The sequence below is a fragment of the uncultured Methanobrevibacter sp. genome (assembly GCF_900314615.1).
Taxonomy (GTDB): domain Archaea; phylum Methanobacteriota; class Methanobacteria; order Methanobacteriales; family Methanobacteriaceae; genus Methanocatella.
In genome coordinates this window covers 59,756-76,273 of record NZ_OMWA01000006.1, presented here as the reverse complement: position 1 = coordinate 76,273, position 16,518 = coordinate 59,756, and the positions used below count along the sequence as shown (strand labels likewise).

The following is a 16,518-nucleotide window of genomic DNA, read 5'->3' as shown; positions in this document are numbered from 1 at the left end:
AGAAAGTACATAAGTTAAATTAATAGTTGATAATATGGATCGTAAAACAATAATTTTATTAGGAATAAGTTTGCTTATTTTGGCCGTAATGTTATGGTTCGTAGGGATTGATAATGTTATCAATGCTTTAAAGATTGCAAACATATATATTATCGCATTAGCTGTCGTAACTCAGTTAATTACTTATGTATTATACACTTTAAGGTGGCAAATTCTTAACAATCTGGCTGATATGAATGTGGGAATCAAAAAACTGTTTCCTATGGTATTGGTCGGTCTTGCAGTAAACAATATTACTCCCTCTGGACGTGGTGGAGGAGAACCGGTAAGGGCATATATTTTATCTCAGGACAACGATAAATATCGTTTTGAAGAAACATTTGCAACAGTTGTGGCAGATAGGGCTTTAGACACATTCCCGTTTGTTGTATTGGCGGCTGTTACAATTGCATCAATGGCATTGTTTTTCGACTTCCCTATATGGTTGATTGCAGTTATGATTGTTGCTGTAATAGGAATTGTTGCAGTTTTAGTGATATTAATCTATATGTGTATTAATCCAAGTTTTGGAGGTCGTGTTGAAGGATGGATTATAGGTCTTGTAAGAAGATTTTATAAGAAAAACTCTGAAAATTTGGAAGCACAGATTCATGATGCCATTTTCGGATTTCAGGATACAATGAAAATCCTGATTTCAAATAAAAAAGGATTGGTATTAACCATTTCACTGTCTTTCATCATATGGATTTCTGAAATTGTCAGAGTTTATCTGGTCTTTTTGGCATTCGGAGCTAATGTAAATCTGATTGTAATAGGTGAAGTATTTATCCTTGCTTGTCTTGTTGGAATGATTCCTCTTTTACCTGGAGGTATCGGAGCAATTGACAGTGTAATGATTGTTTTTTACTCTGCTGCAGGAATAACTGCTTCAATCAGTGCTGCGGCTACTGTTGTCGAGAGATTAATTTCATACTGGATGCCTACTATCATAGGTATGGTTATTTTGCCGTACTTCGGTTCATCCGTTTTGGATAAGATTTCATTTGGATCTTCTGATGAAGAAATTGAAGAATCTCTTAAAGAAGAATCCGAATAACAATCTTTTCTATTTTTTAAGACAATTTTGCTAATGTATTTTTTTTACTTAAAATATATATAAAATCATGATTAAAATTTAAATGTAAAATCTGTTGGGGAAGATTGATGAAGGATATTGCAGAAGACATAATTGAAACTGACTACGATGGCTTGAGAGATGCATTAAGCAAAATACAATACGATACAAAAACTGGCCTTATTGTGCATTACAATGACACAAAATATGAATTTCTATTAAACATCAAAAAGGATGTAGATGAATTATTATGTCTTAGTTCAAGTGTTTTAAAAGTTGATGATTTGGAAAAATTCCACAAAAAACCTCTGTTTCATAGGTTATCCTGGAAATTCAGGCAGTCAACAATTTTATTCAATGACCCTACACGTTATATTGATGTTGATGATGATTTTACAAAAGATTTGCAGGGCGGTTGGAGTGTAGGGACCTATGATGATTATTTTTTAAGAAATATTGCAGACATGATTGTCAAAATTTCAGATTTCTTTAATTTTTCTCATGATAACATTCTATTTTATGGAAGCAGTATGGGAGGTTTCACTTCTTTAATGCTCGGAACAATGATTAGGGATTCAATGGTTATGGCGGATCTTCCTCAGTTGTATCTACTTAATTTTGGCCATTTTACAAATAAAGTCTTGGGCAAGCTTTATAGCCAATACTCCGAAGAGGAACTTTCTAAGGTTAATTATAAATTTTCATTCATGGAATTGATGAAAAAGGAAAATTATGTTCCTGATGCTCAGATATTTATAAGCTGCCGTCCTTATGACATTGATACTCAGTATCTTCAGTTCATTGGTGATTTGTATAATATATTCCAAATAAATGACAATGAAAACAATATTAAACTGGTTATCAGGCCGATTGACAATCACCAGCATATGGACAAAAAAGATTCAATCGATTATGTCAACAGGAGATTTGATGAGAAAAAAATGGGTAAAATAAAAAAGGAATTTCAAAAAACAAGAAAACATAATAGAAATCTCAGAACTAAGTTAAATGAAAAAGATCTTGAAATTGAGTATTATTCCAGTTTGTCTTCTTTTAATAGGTTATTTAGAGGTTTTAATTCTAAAGCATATATTGTTTTTAAATCTATTTCATCTCATGAAAGCATAGGAGATAATCTTCGGTTGTATAATCTTTTAAACAGTGATATTTTTGATTTGGGTTATTATCTTAAAAATAAAAATTTAAAAAATACTAAATTCTGCTCCGTTTTACATCCGGTGGTCCATTATATTTTCTTTGGAATTAATGAAAATGCGATTATAAACCGAAATTTAAAATTTGAATCCAATAATAAGGCTGAATTGATAAAACTGCTAAGTGGAATAAAGAAATAATTTCTTTTAATTCTCTTTTTCAATACTTAAATAATTAAATAGAAAACTTTATTTTAATAATAAAATATAATTTTTAAATGTATAGAAATTAGTTTAATTAATAATTTTTAAATTATTTTTTAAATCTAATTTTTAACAACTTAATGGTGAAAAAATGGAAAAAACATTTAGCTAAAATTGCAGCTACTGAAGCTACCGGATTTGCTACTTCAGTTATCGGATGTCCTGCAGAAGCAGGTATTGACCAATATGTTCCTCCAACTGAAACTCCAGATGGAAGACCTGGTTATGCAATTATGATTTGTCACATGTCCAAAAAAGCTTTAGGCGGACAAATTATGGACAGAATCGGTCAATGTGTTTTAACTGCTCCTACTGCTGCAGCATTCAACGCTCTTGAAAGTGAAGAAGCATTCCCAACCGGAAAACAACTCAAATTCTTCGGTGACGGATACGAAACTGAAAAAGAAGTAAACGGTAAAAAAATGCACGTAATTCCTATTATGTCTGGTGACTTCTTAGTAGAAGATGAAATGGGATACAAAGACGGTGTAGCTGGTGGAAACTTCTTCATCATGGCTGACAGTCAAATGGCTTCCATTGTTGCTGCTGAAGCTGCTGTAGATGCTATTCACGCAGTTGCTGGTGTAATCACTCCTTTCTCCGGAGGTATGGTTGCTTCTGGTTCCAAAACCGGTTCTAAATACTCTTTCATGAGTGCATCTACCAATGAAAAAGAATGCGTAACCTTAAAAGACCAAGTGGACACTGAATTACCAGAAAACGTATTCGGAAACATGGAAATCGTTATTGACGGTGTTGACGAAGAATCTGTTAAAGCTGCTATGAAAGCAGGTATCGAAGCTGCTTGCCAAGTACCTGGTGTTCTTGAAATCGGTGCTGGTAACTACGGCGGAAGCTTAGGACCTTATCAAATCCACTTACAAGACTTATTCTAGAGAGTCTGACTCTCTTTTACTTTCTTTTTTTACTTATTTTTCATTAAATATTCTTTTTTTAAAAATATTCATTTTTATATGATGAATTATATATTATTTAATATATTAACAGTGTTATCTATGTGTTGGGTGGTATATTGAAGTTAGATTTTAAAAAAAGTTTTTATCTGGTATTGGTACTTTTAATTTTAACCGTTAGTCTGAGCATGGTTTCAGCTCAGGAAAATACCACTGAGGTGATTTCGGAGGAATTAATTTCATCGCAATTAGAAAATGAAATGGATATTGATGGTAATTATGATTTGGTTTCTGATTCTCAAATTACAAGTCAAATAGATCTGGATAATTCTGATTTTTATTATAATGAGGATAATAATGTTATAACTTATCTTAAGGATGTTAACGGCACCCCTATTAAAAACAAACAGTTAACTGTATTTTTAGATGGAAATAAGTACAATAAAACTACAGATGATTCTGGTAAGATTTCAATATCCTGCAATTTGAAGCCGAATACATATAAATTAACTGTAAAATTCGATGGTGATGAAAATTTTACTTCAAGTGAATCATCATCTCTTGTAAATGTTAAAAAAGCTTCAGTGGCTATTAAAATGAGCAATTACAATACTTATGTTGATTCTGATTTGTTTTTTAAAGTCAAAGTATATAATGTCATCACAGGCATCGCAATATCCGGAATCAAAGTTAAATTTAAAGTTTATTCTACAAAAACTAAAAAATATTATTATTTCTATCGAATAACGGATAAAAATGGTATTGCAACATTGAATAAAAACTTTAAAGTAGGATCATATAAAATCTCTGCATATGTCCATGATTCCAAAAATAAGCCGTATATTTCCTATAAAAACTCTAATAAAAAAGTCACCATGAAGGTAAAGCCTACTGCAGAGACCGGCTGCTGTTCATTCTATCTGCAGGTTAGCGCAACAGAAAGTGTGGCTGGATTCAGGCGTGATGCTACAAATGCCCTTAATATCTACATAAAAAATGTAAAATGGCATGGTAGAACTGCCATAAAACAATACAAATTAGGTAACTCCTACTTTTTCCATTCAATAACTACCTCTGACGGCTGGATGATTGGGACAGGGGGAATTGACAATCCTGCCATCAACAGAGCAATTGAAAATCTTGCAGGGCAGATTGTTAAGGCAAACAAAATAAAATCATCTTATCTAAAAAAGATTCAAAACTATGAAAAATGTTTAGGCCTTGGACACTTTTCAATTAAGGCACCTGATGGAAGATATGCAGTTGTATGGTTAAACGGTTACTGGACTGGTAAATTAAAGCCTGGAGAATACATCAGCGTTCCTAACGTGAAGTCCTGTTATCGTCATGGCACTTATGACAAGTTTTCTTCTGATCCAGTGAAGGCGGCTGTTAAAGTAGGCGCAACTGATGTGTATGGTGTTAACAGAAGGGATATAACTGTTTTCCACTGGAAGTCAACAGAGGATAAAAATTTCAAAATAACTTCTGTTGTAAAGACTTATGCTTCAAATGATAATGGTAAACTGGTTGGAAGGTCAACAGCTGCTTTAAAGGACAATATATATTATAAAAATATGTTTATCAGCAAATATAAGCTTCCAAGCAGTCCTAACATGAAATATCTTGGAATTCATAAGTTCGGAAATATAGATAAACTGGTTAAAGTTCCAACTGTCATTAAAGTTCCTGCTGTAACAAATCAGTTTAATCAGACAAAATACTTCAAAGTAACTGTTAAAAATAAAAAAACAGGTAAGGCAGTTGTTAATCTAAAAATTAAACTAAAAATAACCTCTGGAAATAAATCTAAAACATACTTAATTAAAACTGATAAAAATGGTCTTGCAAAATTCAATACTAAAAATTTATTACTTGGTGCTCACAAAGTAGTTGTATATCCTGTTACTAACAAATATTTGATTTCGGCTAAAAGTACTATTAAAATTATTAATTAACTTTGCTAAAATCATGGGGTTTATGGGGGTTTGATTAATGAAAAAGTCGTATAAGGGAATTCTTTTATTCTTGATGATTCTTGCAATTATAACGTTGAGTTTCAGTTTCGTTTCAGCTTCTGAAAATGTAACTTCTGACGTTATATTGGATGATGTTTCATCTCAAGGAGAAATAGATGAAATTGATGATGGTTATGATGATTCTGCCGAACAGGAATCTTCAAAAATTCAAAGTAAATTTGAAGTAAAAAACGTTACTTCTTACTATAAGGAAAAAATAGATGTTGAAGTTCAGCTGAAAGATTCAAATAATGCTGCATTGGAAAATAAAAGCGTCAGCGTAATTTTTAATGGAAAAATAAATAATAAAACTACTGATTCTAATGGTAAATTTATCTTGTCTTACAGCAATTTAAAGCCAAGCACTTATAAACTGACATTCAAGTTCAGTGGTGATGATAATTTCACTTCATGTGAATCTGATTCTTATGTTAAAGTTAAAAAGGCTCCTCTGGCTATTAAGATGAGCAATTTCAATACTTATTATAAATCAGGATTATATCTTAAAGCAAAAGTATACAACAAAAATACTGGAAATCCTGTCAGTGGAATTAGGGTTTTATTTAAAGTTTATTCAACTAAAACTAAAAAATACACTAATTATTATGCAACAACTGACAGCAAAGGTGTAGTTACTTTAAATAAAAATCTGAAAGTGGGAACTTATAAGATTGCTGCACAGATTAAAGACTCTAAAAATAAGAATTATATTTCTTATAAAGATTCTAATAACAAGATAACAATGAAAGTGAAATCTTCTCCTGGTGAAGACTGCTGTTCATTCTTCCTGCAGGTAAGTGACACTGAATCAGTTGCAGGTTTTAGAAGGGATAATGTTGCTATGACCACTATTACTGTTAAAGACTATAAATTAGGTGGTATACCAGTAATAAAACATACAAATGCCAATGGTTTTGTGCACCTGATTGTATTTGCTAACGGTTGGATAGTTGGTAACGGAGGACTTGATTCACATGACTTTATCAATTCAATGGAAAAATTAGCTGTTGATATGGTAAAATCCAACAAAATAAAAATGTCTTCCCTGAAAAAGATTTACAGCTATAAAAGAAGCATAAACTTCGGTCACTTTTCAATTAAGGCACCGGACGGAAGATATGCTGTTGTGTGGAAAAACAAGATTATCACAGGTAAATTGAAACCTGGTGAATTCAGCTGTTCTCCTAACTTTAAAGAGTATTATCGTCACAGTACCTATGGAAAATACAGCTCAAATCCTGCTAAAGCAGCAATCAAGGTTGGTGCTACAGACCGTTATGGAGTTAACAGAAGACAGGTTGTTGTTCTTCACTGGAACCTTAAAACAGATAAAAACTTCAAATCTACTTCATCAATAAAAGCTTATGCTGCAAACGATAACGGAAGGTATGTGGGTGTGTCTTCAGGCTGGCGTGTTGATCATGTAGTGTTCAAAGGTAAATTTGTAAGCAGTCATAAACTTCCAAAAGTTCCAAACATGAAATATCTGGGATCTCACAGCTTTGGAAACGTTGATAAGTTTGTTAAAATTCCAACAACAATCAAAGCTCCAAGTGTTACCAATACTTTCAATAACACTGGATACTTTAAAGTTACAATTAAAAATAAAAACACAGCTAAGGCAGTAGCTAAACTTAAAGTTAAAGTTAAACTAACAGCAAATGGAATAACAAAAACTTACACTGTTAAAACAGACACTAAGGGTGTGGCAAAACTGGATACAAAAGATTTGTCCGCTGGAACTTATAATGTTGTTTTAGCTCCTGCTACTAACAAATATCTGATTTCAGGTAAAAGTAAGATTACTATTGTGTAATTTTACTTTCCATTTCTTTTTTAGTTATTTCAGCGATTTGCGCATGTGTTAAATTGATTCCGATGACTGTTTCTATTTTTTCCAAATCTTTGATTAATTCATCGAATGTGGAATTGTCTGGACCTGAAATAACATGAGTGTGGATATGATTGACAGTTTTATATAGATTTTCAAGTGCTTCTCTTTTGTCATCATTGCTGTTTAAGTAATTCTTGTAGTTTTCACCGTCTACGTAGTCTTTTTTCTTAATTTCACGAATAAATGGTGTTTCAATTCCCGGCAAATGGTATTGGATATTTTCTAAAGTGCATCCGTGTTTTGAAATCAATTTAAATTCCGGAAATATTCCCTCAAGATCGTGTTTTACTGTTATGCTTAAAAGGTGAGGTCTTGCGGATTCATAGTAAAGTCCCTGTCCTCCAATCACTTCAGGGGATATGACTTTGTTTGCACCTGCTTTTTTTAATCTTGAAACGTTTTCTGATTTGCTTGATCTGGTTACAATCCATGCATTAGGATTGGTTTCACGTATTGTTAAAACGATGAAAATGTTAATCACATCATCTCCTGTACATAGAATTACGCTTCTGCATTTCTCTCCGGCTAATTTTGAGATTAAATCATTGTCTGTTGCATCTTTATTGAGAACGACAACAGAACTGCTGTCCTCAATTTTTTCAGTGATTTTTTCATCTTTATCGATAATGATAACATTTTGATTTCTTTCGGTTAATTCTTTGAAAACAACTTTTCCCACTCTTCCGTAACCGCAAATAATATAATAATCTTCCATTCTTTCTATTGATTTCATTTTTCGAGCTCCCTTTGAATATAGAATCATTCGCTCCTGGAATGTTGACAGTATAACATTGAATACATAAGCAAGCAGTGCAACTCCTGAAAGTGCCAGTGTGGTTGCAAATATCTTTTCAACCCCTGTGGTTGGAATGTAATCTCCATAACCTACTGTTGCCATTGTGATTGTAGCATAATAAATTGAATCAAGCAGATTCAAATCCATTATAAAATAAGACCCGAGGATTCCGTAAATGTATAATATGATTACTAAAATAAGCCCCGTTGTAATGTATTTTTGAGGCAGTTCAGTTAATAGTTTTAATGTAATTTTTCTCATAGAAATTTTCCTTAAATTAAGATAATTATATTTATTTAAGTGGTTATATTTTAATTTAAAGGTGATTTTTTGAATCCAATTGATATGATGGTAACAGACTATAACTGTGAATATTTAGGTTTATCTCGTTTATGTTTAATGGAATCTGCCGGAAAGTCTCTGGCAGAAGAAGTGGGAAAAATTGCTGTTTATACATTTTCCAAACCTGTTAAGGTAGTAATTTTTACAGGTTCAGGGGGAAACGGCGGTGACGGTTTTGTTGCAGCCAGATACTTGTTAAACAGGGGCTATGATGTGGATGTATATATGCTTAAAGATAATATCCACTCAAAAGAGGCAAAAACCAATCTTGAAATATTGAAGAATATGAAGCCACGTTTATCCAGATTAAAGATTTTCAATTTGAAAACATTGGAAGACATTAACAATTGTGAATTGGCCAAAAACGAAAAAGGAGAATATATCATTGTTGACGGTCTTCTGGGTACGGGGATAAAAGGAAAACTTCAGACCAATATCAGAAGAGCTATTGAAATTATAAATGATGCAGGTGGGGTAAAAATCAGTGTGGATGTGCCTTCAGGAATGGATCCGTTAACAGGCGATGTAGATGATTTGGCTGTGGTTCCTGATTATACAATAAGTTTTCATAAAATTAAAACCGGTGTTCGCCAGGCTGAAGAGGAAATTGTCGGAGGACTTGTAACTGCAGATATCGGAATACCTTTTGAAGCGGAATACTTTGTCAGCTATGGTGATTTTTTAAGGCTGAATAACAGGGATAAGTCTTCTCATAAGGGAAATAATGGCAGTTTGTTAATTGTCGGCGGAAGCAAGGATTATTCAGGAGCTCCTGCAATTGCTGGAATGGCGGCTATCGGTGCCGGAGCGGATCTAGTTTATGTTGCATCACCATATGATGCGGCTCAGGCTATCAAATTTACATCTCCTGATTTAATTGTAAATTCACTTGAAGGTGAAAAACTCTCTTTAACACATTTAAATGATATTTTAACACTTGCGGATAAAGTCGATGCTGTACTGATTGGTTCCGGTGCGGGAATTGATGAAGATACATCAAAACTGTTTAATGTTCTTGTTGCAAAAATCAAAAAGCCTGTAGTTTTAGATGCAGATGCCTTAAAACAGGTTGATTTATCATTAATTAAAAACCGTGAAGATATTATACTGACTCCACATATTTTCGAGTTCAAATCATTTTTCAATGTTAAAGATAGCCTGAAACTGGATATTGATTCATATGATTTTGAAAAAGTCGATGAAAACATTACTGAGTTTCAGCGTATTTCCCGCCAGATTAAAGGCAGTGTCATTGTTAAAGGACAATATGATTTAATCTTAAACGGCACACGGTTCAGAATCAATAAAAGTGGAAATGCAGGAATGACTGTTGGCGGAACAGGTGATGCCTTAGCCGGAATCTGCGCAAGTCTTCTCTCACAGGGATTGAATTCATTTGACAGTGCCTGTTTAGGTGTGTTCATCAATGGTATTGCAGGTGATGAGGCTTTTAAAGTAAAAGGAAACGGTTTTTCAGCAACAGATCTGGTTTCATACATTGGCAGTGTGATTAAAAATGGATTATGTTAGAGGAATCTTTAAAAATCGTCCAAACAGATTCATTGCAGAAGTTGAAGTTGATGGAAATCTGGAAATAGCTCATGTGCCAAATACGGGAAGATGCAGGGAACTTTTGGTCGATGATGCTGTGGTATGGCTGAAACCTTCAGACAATCCCAACCGCAAAACCAAGTTTTCACTTCATTTTGTTGAGAACAATGGTGAGCTGGTATCACTTTACTCTCAACAAGCTAACAGTATTGTATATGATGCAATAGTAAATGGTCAGATAAAGGAACTTTCCGGCTATGATTATCATCAGCGAGAAAAAACTGTTGATAACTCACGGATAGATATATACTTGGCCAACCATGAAGACGATTGTTGCGGGATTGACTTTCTGGTTGATTCATGTTTTGTTGAAGTTAAGGGCGTAACACTTATTGTAGATGGTGAGGCAAGATTTCCTGATGCTCCTACAGAACGTGGGGCAAAACATCTAAAGGAGCTAATAAAACTTAAAAAAGATGGAAATCGCTGTGTTGTCTTTTTCCTGATACAGCATCCTGCAGGCAAATTTTTCAGACCTAACTGGGAAAATGACCCAAAATTCAGCGAAACCTTAAATGAAGCTTATGATAAAGGTGTGGAAATCCTGGTCTATAGATGTGATAACCGTCTGGATGGAATAGATTTAATTCCCGAATCTCTAGACTTTGATTTGGGAAAGAGTTTCTCCGATAGCATCGTTGATGACTAGGCTTGCAAGATTGTCATATGGAGTTTCACTTTTGTTGATTAGAACAAGATTTGTACCGTTAAAGTAATTTATAAGTCCTGCTGCAGGATATACGACAAGTGATGTTCCTCCGATGATTAATGTATCTGCATTTGAAATATAATCTATTGCAAAGCTTAAGACTGCATTGTTTAAAGGTTCTTCATATAGTACGACATCGGGCTTAACGGTTCCTCCGCATTCACATTTTGGAATTCCGTCACTTTCCAAAATATATTCCAGAGAGTACTCCTTATTGCAAATCTGGCAGTAATTTCTATGAATGCTTCCGTGAAGTTCCAGAACTTCTTTGCTTCCTGCTTTTTGATGCAGGCCGTCAACATTTTGAGTAATCACTGCTTTTAATTTTCCTGCTTTTTCAAGTTCTGCCAGTTTAATATGTGCCGGATTGGGTTCTGCATCATTAAAGACGAGATTGTCCTTGTAATAGTTAAAAAATTCCTCAGTATGGTCAAGGTAATAGCTATGAGAAACCAGATTTTCAGGGGTGTCTCCGTATTTTTCCAGACTTTTAAAGATTCCGCTTTCAGACCTGAAATCCGGAATTCCGCTTTCTGTTGAAACTCCCGCTCCTCCAAAAAATACAATATTGTCTGAAGAATCGATTATTTCCTGTAATTGGGTAATTTTAGACATGTTTAACTCTATGTATAAACTTTTAAATATAATTGTTTAATATATTAATTATTATAATGTTGTTTCAAATAGGTGTGGTTTAATTTGGAAAATAATAATTCTAATCTTGATTGGATGGTGTACTGGTCACTGCCAAAGTATAATCCCAGAAATAGTCAAATTAAACTAATTAATGAAATAAATGTAGCCATAAAAAACGGTTACAAATATATAATTCTCGAAGCCGGAACTGGTATTGGAAAGTCTGCAATAGCTACAACTATCGCCAACATGTATGATGACTCGTATATTTTAACAATGACAAAACAGCTTCAGGAACAGTATCTGGATGATTTTTCAGACATGCTTGTTGAAATTAAAGGTCGTGGCAATTATAAATGCAACTACAAGGGCAGCTGTGATTTTTGTATTAAAGCTGAGTATAATTTAAGGCGATGCAGTGACTGTGACTATAATCTGGCTTTCAGAAAAGCTCAGGAAGCTAAAAACGTTATTACAAATTATGATTACCTGTACTATGCAGGTGTAGCAAATCCTCTTCTGGACTCTCGTGAATTGCTTATCTTGGATGAGGCTCATAATCTGGAACGTAAAATGTTAATGCTGTCTTCTTCAGAGTTAAATCGGGAATATATTTCAACAAAATTCGGAATCGATATTTTTGAACCTTTAATGCATGCAACAAAATCAATCAATGAGCTGAAGAGAAACTCCAAGTACTGGACTGAGCTGTGCAATGATTTGATTAAAGAATGCAAGAAAAGAATTAAAAAAATTGAGGGCGATGCCAACAAAAGTGTTCAGGTTAGTCTGGATGAATTTGAAAGCGACCCTTCAAAGTATTCCAATTACGATTATGTAGAAAAGCAGAATCTGGAACAGGATGTGAAAAATTTTGCTTCAATAGGATTGGGATTGGCGGATAATGATTTGATTATTGATTTACCGGACAGAAAAATCATTCTGGATGGAAAAATGGATATCTCTGCTGAATTCAAGCCTTTCTCAGTATCTGATGACACTCAAAAACTGCTTTCTATGGGAAATATCTGCATTTTTTTAACAGGAACTCTGGGAAGCAAGGATAAATTCTGTGAATGGAATAACATCGACCCTGAAAAGACATATTATATTTATGAAAAAAGTCCTTTTGAAGTAGCTAACAGGCCGATTTATGTGGATTTCGTTGGTCGTATGAGTGGTTTTAGGAGGGGCATTCCCAATTGGAAAAGTAAAAGGGCTATTCAAAAAATTAAAGACTTGCTTGATAAGCATCATGGCCAGAAAGGAGTTATTCACACCTCAAGCAATGCACAGGCATTCTGGATAATTGAAAAATTAAAAGATTACAATTTGGTATTTGTCGGCGGTGAAGATAGGAATTATACATTAAAGGAATTCAGTGAATCTGATGAAGATATTGTTCTTATCGGCGCTTCCATTAAAGATGGAGTTGATTTTAAGGGTGATTTGTGCCGCTTCCAGATTGTATTTAAGATTCCTTATCCTCAACTGAATGAGCAGGTAAAATATCGTCGTGACCTTGATCCTAAATGGTTCTATTATCAGACTGTTATGGCATTGATGCAGGCATATGGTAGGGGTATTAGGGACCACGATGACTGGTGTGTGATGTATATAATCGATTCTAGCTTTAAACAATTGTTTGATTATAATCGTGGATTTTTCAATGAATATTTCATTGAAGCTGTTCAAAAAAAGAAGTAAAGTGATAGCGTTAAAGCTATCTGTTTAATTTTTGGTAATTTGCAGCTTGAAGACCGTGGTACTTAATCATACCTTCAACGTCTCTTTGGTCAGTTTCTTTGTCTTCAAATGTAATCTGTTCTATGCTGTGTAAGCTGAATGGAGATTTTCTTGAAATTGGGTGGATTGAACCTTTAAATAGTTTCATTACAACTTCTCCGCTTACTCTTTCCTGCATATTGTCGATTGCCTGGTCAAGGTCTTCTCTTAGAGGTTCCTGCCAGAGTGCTCTGTATACAAGGTCAGCATAAAGTCTGGACATGTATTCAGCAAATCTTAACTCGTCAGTTGTTAAGACTAATTCTTCTAATGCCTGGTGAGCTGCAATTAATAATTTTGCACCAGGGGTTTCGTAGATTTCCCTACTTTTAATACCAATCATTCTGTTTTCAATGGTATCTACTCTACCGATACCGTGTGATCCTGCAATTTCATTGGATTTTTGGATGATGTCGATTAACGGCATCATTTCGCCGTTGATGGCTACTGGAATACCTTCTTCAAATTCGATAGATACTTTTTCAGGCTCATCTTTAGCGTCTTGCCAGGATGCAGTCCATTCGTAGATGTCTTCCGGAGGTTCATTTGCAGGGTCTTCTAGGACATCTCCTTCAATTGCTCTTCCCCAGAGGTTTTCGTCAATACTGTAAATTTTATCGTAATTTAGCTCAATTCCTTTGGATTCTGCATATGCTTTTTCTTCAGTTCTTGTCAGGTTCATTTCTCTGATTGGTGCAATGATATCCAAATCGGACATTGCAAGGATAATAGCTTCAAATCTGAACTGGTCGTTTCCTTTTCCAGTACAACCGTGTGCAATTGCAGTTGCTCCTTCTTTTTCAGCTACTTCTATAAGTTTTTGAGCAATTAATGGTCTTGCAAAAGCAGTACTTAATGGGTATCCTTCGTATTCTGCGTTTGCTTTGATTCCACGTGCGATGTATTCGTTAGCAAATTCTTCTTTAGCATCTATATTGTAGTGTTTTAATCCACCAATTTTAGCTGCACTATTTTTTGCTTTTTCCATTTCTTCTTCGCCTTGTCCTACATCTACACATGCTGTAATAACTTCTACATTGTATTTTTCTTCTAATAATTTAACACAAACAGAGGTATCTAATCCTCCACTAAATGCTAAAAGTACTTTATCAGTCATTTAATCACCATATATAAAAATAAGTTATGTTAATTATTTTATAGTTTATAGTATTTATAATTTTGAAAATAAGACAGAAGAAAACTCTTAATTGAAGAATATAATTGAGGTTGAAAAGTTATATGGGCTTTAAAAATTGAAACATCAATTAAGAGTCTTGATTATTAGTTAGTTTTTCATAGTATATAAAAGTTTAGGTTTGCCTAAATATTTCTCAATAACTTTCTTTCTTCAACAAATTCTATAAGTCGCAGGTATGTCGGATTGTTTTTCAATGTCTCCTTGTTGCCGATAATAATCAGTTTTCTTTTAGCTCTTGTGATTGCAACGTTTAATCTTCTTAAATCTCTTAAAAATCCAATATTTCCATTTTCATTACTTCTGACTGTGGAAATTATAATAATTTCCTTTTCTCTTCCCTGAAAACCGTCAACTGTTTTAACTTCAACAGGTGTTCTGTCCTGGATAATTTTCACCTGGTCTGCATAAGGGCTGATTATTCCGATGTCGTCCTCTTCAAGTCCTGCCTGCAGATAATCATTGGCAACACTGACTGCAATATCTGCCTCGAGCTGGTTAATTATGGATTTTGAATCTTTCAGGTGTTTTTCACCGTCCAAATCTTTGTTTGAAGTATTAATAAATAATATTGCTTCTTCTTTTTCATTAGAATTTATAATGTCGTTAATGGTAATGTCATCAACACTTGAATCGCTTTTAAGGCCGTTATTGTAGAATTCAGCATTTGGAAACTTCATTAACAGTGAATTCATACGGTATTGAACATTCAAAAGTTGTGATTTAAATGGGTATATTCTAATCAACTCTTCAAATAATGTTTTTTCCAAATTCTGAGCTTTATCGCTTATTATAGTTGGTGGAAGCTGTTTATGGTCTCCTGCAAGGATAAATCTATGGGCCTTCGCAATAGGTATTAAAACGCTTGGAATTGTTGCCTGTGAAGCTTCATCAATAATTGCAACATCGAATTTTGTTCTGGAAATTGATTCAAGGGCTGCTGATGAATTTGTAGACAAAATAACATCACTGGTTTCAATTATATCTCTGATCATCTTGTTTTCTATTCTTTTTATTTCATCATGCAGTTCATCGATTTCCTGATTATATTCAATCCACTTTGCCATTGACTTCATTTTATCAGGACTAATTCCCCGTCCGCCTTTTCCTTTAGAAGCATTGTAGAGAATATCATAATCTCCAAAGCCTCTGCGGTATTGTGGTGTCGGTTTGGTATAAACTTTTCTTTTCTCAATCAGATTATCAATCTTTTTGTGAATTTTGGATATTTTCTTGTTTAATTTGTGATTTTCAACTTTATATGCTAAAGTCTGTGTAATATTGTGTTTTGAAACTCTTTGGGGATGTCCGAGTCTTGTGAGATTTAACTTTTTGTTGTCCATCAGCCTTTCTAAAATATTGTCTACAGCGGCATTGCTTTCGGCTGTAGCCAGCACTTTGTGATTCTGACGGGTTTCCTGTGAGATTAGTTCAACTAAAGTTCTTGTTTTTCCGGTTCCGAACGGACCATGTATTAAAAAGAAGTTTTCACATGAAAGAGCATTTTCAATAGCGGATTTTTGGGATTCATTTAAATTTTCATCAATATAGCTAATATAAGGTGTTGAACGGTTTGGCTTGGGGTTTCTTTCATTTAAAATGTATTCCAGAGCATTTTTTCCTTTTAAGCTTAAATGTTTAAGATTGTCTTCCATTCTTCTGAAAGTAACGTCATTTGCATATAAATCAAGTCGGACTTTCTTTTTTACTACCCATTTTGGAATTCTTTTATCAAAAGCCACTTTAATGAATCTGGCTCCTTTTTCGGTAACTGTTCCTGTAAAATCACTTTTTAAAGGATTATCTGTACTTACCAAAACCATATCTCCCACTGAAATTTCAGTGTCAATAACTTCTGATCTTCCAAACTGGACAATTTTTAAGCCTAATTCCTCACCAATATATTTTCCTTTAACTTTATTGATGGCACGGCCTAATTCTTCTCTTTTCTGTCCGGACATATGAGCTATTTCAAATCTCATCAGCTCAATTTCCGCATCTCTTTCGTAATTGACTAATCTTATTAAATTTTTTATATATTTTTTCATCCAATCCCTAGTTTTAAATAAGAGCGTCACTGTATAAT

At 33.8% G+C, this 16,518-nt stretch carries 12 protein-coding genes; 8 read left to right on the top strand and 4 right to left on the bottom strand.

Annotation, left to right across the window (positions count from 1 at the left end):
• Positions 1-34 precede the first annotated feature (34 nt).
• The 5 genes from QZN33_RS03000 (at position 35) to QZN33_RS02980 (ending at position 7,280) form a co-directional block, all read left to right on the top strand.
• Positions 35-1,096, top strand: coding sequence for a UPF0104 family protein (locus QZN33_RS03000; protein WP_296789447.1), 1,062 nt, complete (start codon positions 35-37; stop codon positions 1,094-1,096).
• Between the two features lie 107 nt (positions 1,097-1,203).
• Positions 1,204-2,469 (top strand): hypothetical protein, encoded by a 1,266-nt coding sequence (locus QZN33_RS02995; RefSeq protein ID WP_296789446.1) that lies wholly within the window; start codon positions 1,204-1,206, stop codon positions 2,467-2,469.
• 128 nt (positions 2,470-2,597) lie between these two features.
• Entirely contained in the window at positions 2,598-3,428 is an 831-nt protein-coding gene (fhcD, locus tag QZN33_RS02990) for a formylmethanofuran--tetrahydromethanopterin N-formyltransferase (protein WP_394347040.1), read from the top strand.
• Positions 3,429-3,565: 137 nt separating this feature from the next.
• Positions 3,566-5,404, top strand: coding sequence for a carboxypeptidase-like regulatory domain-containing protein (locus QZN33_RS02985; protein ID WP_296789442.1), 1,839 nt, complete (start codon positions 3,566-3,568; stop codon positions 5,402-5,404).
• Positions 5,405-5,441: 37 nt separating this feature from the next.
• Positions 5,442-7,280: an Ig-like domain repeat protein gene (locus QZN33_RS02980; RefSeq protein WP_296789441.1), complete on the top strand. Its 1,839-nt coding sequence runs from the start codon at positions 5,442-5,444 to the stop codon at positions 7,278-7,280.
• On the opposite strand, the gene QZN33_RS02975 is transcribed toward QZN33_RS02980, so the two are convergent.
• Positions 7,270-8,415, bottom strand: coding sequence for an NAD-binding protein (locus tag QZN33_RS02975; protein ID WP_296789440.1), 1,146 nt, complete (start codon positions 8,413-8,415; stop codon positions 7,270-7,272). The genes QZN33_RS02980 and QZN33_RS02975 overlap by 11 nt on opposite strands.
• A gap of 69 nt (positions 8,416-8,484) precedes the next feature.
• Between QZN33_RS02975 and QZN33_RS02970 the strand changes: the two genes are divergently transcribed.
• Positions 8,485-10,026 carry an NAD(P)H-hydrate dehydratase gene (locus QZN33_RS02970; protein WP_296789439.1) on the top strand — a complete coding sequence of 514 codons (1,542 nt, stop codon included), beginning with the start codon at positions 8,485-8,487 and terminating at the stop codon, positions 10,024-10,026.
• Positions 10,013-10,756: a DNA/RNA nuclease SfsA gene (sfsA, locus tag QZN33_RS02965; RefSeq protein WP_296789438.1), complete on the top strand. Its 744-nt coding sequence runs from the start codon at positions 10,013-10,015 to the stop codon at positions 10,754-10,756. Before QZN33_RS02970 ends, sfsA begins: the two co-directional genes overlap by 14 nt.
• Here sfsA and QZN33_RS02960 read toward each other — a convergent pair.
• A complete protein-coding gene (locus QZN33_RS02960) occupies positions 10,706-11,431 on the bottom strand; it encodes an NAD-dependent protein deacylase (protein WP_296789437.1) in 726 nt (241 codons plus the stop codon). The two genes, sfsA and QZN33_RS02960, sit on opposite strands and share 51 nt — an antisense overlap.
• Before the next feature lie 84 nt (positions 11,432-11,515).
• Between QZN33_RS02960 and QZN33_RS02955 the strand changes: the two genes are divergently transcribed.
• On the top strand, positions 11,516-13,159 hold the full coding sequence (locus QZN33_RS02955) for a helicase C-terminal domain-containing protein (protein WP_296789436.1): 1,644 nt from the start codon (positions 11,516-11,518) through the stop codon (positions 13,157-13,159).
• A gap of 16 nt (positions 13,160-13,175) precedes the next feature.
• Here QZN33_RS02955 and QZN33_RS02950 read toward each other — a convergent pair whose 3' ends face one another.
• Both QZN33_RS02950 and QZN33_RS02945 read right to left on the bottom strand, forming a co-directional pair.
• A complete protein-coding gene (locus tag QZN33_RS02950; protein WP_296789435.1) occupies positions 13,176-14,354 on the bottom strand; it encodes an argininosuccinate synthase in 1,179 nt (392 codons plus the stop codon).
• Positions 14,355-14,557: 203 nt separating this feature from the next.
• The gene (locus tag QZN33_RS02945) at positions 14,558-16,480 is read right to left on the bottom strand and encodes an IGHMBP2 family helicase (RefSeq protein WP_296789434.1); all 1,923 of its coding nucleotides are present in this window, start codon (positions 16,478-16,480) and stop codon (positions 14,558-14,560) included.
• Positions 16,481-16,518: the final 38 nt, after the last annotated feature.

What these genes read in the sequence shown, in the direction of transcription:
- QZN33_RS03000 (WP_296789447.1), top strand. Translation starts at nt 35, where the DNA reads ATGGATCGTAAAACAATAATTTTATTAGGAATAAGTTTGCTTATTTTG.
- QZN33_RS02995 (WP_296789446.1), top strand. Translation starts at nt 1,204, where the DNA reads ATGAAGGATATTGCAGAAGACATAATTGAAACTGACTACGATGGCTTG.
- QZN33_RS02980 (WP_296789441.1), top strand. Translation starts at nt 5,442, where the DNA reads ATGAAAAAGTCGTATAAGGGAATTCTTTTATTCTTGATGATTCTTGCA.
- QZN33_RS02975 (WP_296789440.1), bottom strand. Translation starts at nt 8,415, where the DNA reads ATGAGAAAAATTACATTAAAACTATTAACTGAACTGCCTCAAAAATAC.
- sfsA (WP_296789438.1), top strand. Translation starts at nt 10,013, where the DNA reads ATGGATTATGTTAGAGGAATCTTTAAAAATCGTCCAAACAGATTCATT.
- QZN33_RS02960 (WP_296789437.1), bottom strand. Translation starts at nt 11,431, where the DNA reads ATGTCTAAAATTACCCAATTACAGGAAATAATCGATTCTTCAGACAAT.
- QZN33_RS02950 (WP_296789435.1), bottom strand. Translation starts at nt 14,354, where the DNA reads ATGACTGATAAAGTACTTTTAGCATTTAGTGGAGGATTAGATACCTCT.
- QZN33_RS02945 (WP_296789434.1), bottom strand. Translation starts at nt 16,480, where the DNA reads ATGAAAAAATATATAAAAAATTTAATAAGATTAGTCAATTACGAAAGA.